The following is a 1,117-nucleotide window of genomic DNA, read 5'->3' as shown; positions in this document are numbered from 1 at the left end:
TGGAGAATCTAATCCAAGTGCAACAATGACGAGTGGATGGTAGGGGATTACCCGCAATCTCGCAAATGTGCCATGAACACCTCGGCTGGTGTGCGATAGCCAAGGCACTTCCTGGGCAGGGAATTTAGATGGTGGGCAAGGGCGACCAGCTGCTGCTGGCTGACGGCGGATAGGTCGGTATCGCTCGGCACAAAGCGGCGGATGCGCTTGTTGGTGTTCTCGATCGCACCTTTTTGCCACGGCGAATTTGGATCGCAGAACCAGCTCCTGGCGCCGATCCCATCTTCCAAAGCCCTGAAACCGCGAAACTCGGTACCACGGTCGAAGGTGAAGCTCTGCCGGGCAAAGGCGGGTAGCGGTGAGAAGGCATCGACGATCTTGTCGATGAGCGGCCGGGAGTGACGGCTGCCATTCTTGATCATCACCGTGTAGCGGCTCTTGCGCTCGATGAGCGAGGTGACATTGGCGTCGCCGAGGTCGCGCCGGAAGATCAAGAGATCACCTTCCCAATGGCCGAACTGCGAGCGATCGGCAATAAAATCAGGACGTTGGCTGATCCTGCAATCAAACGGGATCGAGCCGTCGCGGGGTTTGCGGGAGCGGCGTGGGCGGCGCTTGCGACGGCCTTCCGGCAGATGCCGATAGAGCTCCAGCGCATAATCTTCCTTGCCATAAATGAAACGGTAGATCGTCTCGGTGCAGACACGGACGGCGCTCACACCGTCGGCAAGCAGACGGCCGGCGATCTGCTCCGGCGACCAAAGTGCCTTCAGTTGCTCGATCACCAGCTCGCGTAACTGCGGATGGCGCCTGAGCTTGCGTAGGCGTCGCCGACGCTCCTTGGAGAGGTCGTTGGCAATGCCACCATAATAGCCGCTGTATTCCGGAAACTCGGCATCATGAAAGGTGTTGCGCTTCAGCTCGCGATATATCGTCGAGCGATGACGGCCGAGCTGCCGGGCAATTTCGGCAACCGGAACCTTGCGTTCTAGAAGCTGATGCAAACGTCGACGGTCGGGAAGGGTGAGCTGCAAATAGCACTGCGACATGCACAAATCTCCAAGGGCCAAGTCATTGTTTTTATTGCCATGTCGCACTTGGAAATAGAATGTACCCC

The 1,117-nt window shown here is 58.0% G+C and carries 1 protein-coding gene; it reads right to left on the bottom strand.

Features of this window, described 5'->3' with window-relative positions; translation table 11 throughout:
* Positions 1-47: 47 nt before the first annotated feature.
* Entirely contained in the window at positions 48-1,049 is a 1,002-nt protein-coding gene (locus QN219_RS33725; RefSeq protein ID WP_283979628.1) for an IS30 family transposase, read from the bottom strand.
* Positions 1,050-1,117: the final 68 nt, after the last annotated feature.

The sequence above is a fragment of the Sinorhizobium sp. 8-89 genome, assembly GCF_030124325.1.
In the GTDB taxonomy this organism is placed as follows: domain Bacteria; phylum Pseudomonadota; class Alphaproteobacteria; order Rhizobiales; family Rhizobiaceae; genus Sinorhizobium.
This window is presented reverse-complemented; position numbering and strand designations above follow the sequence as displayed.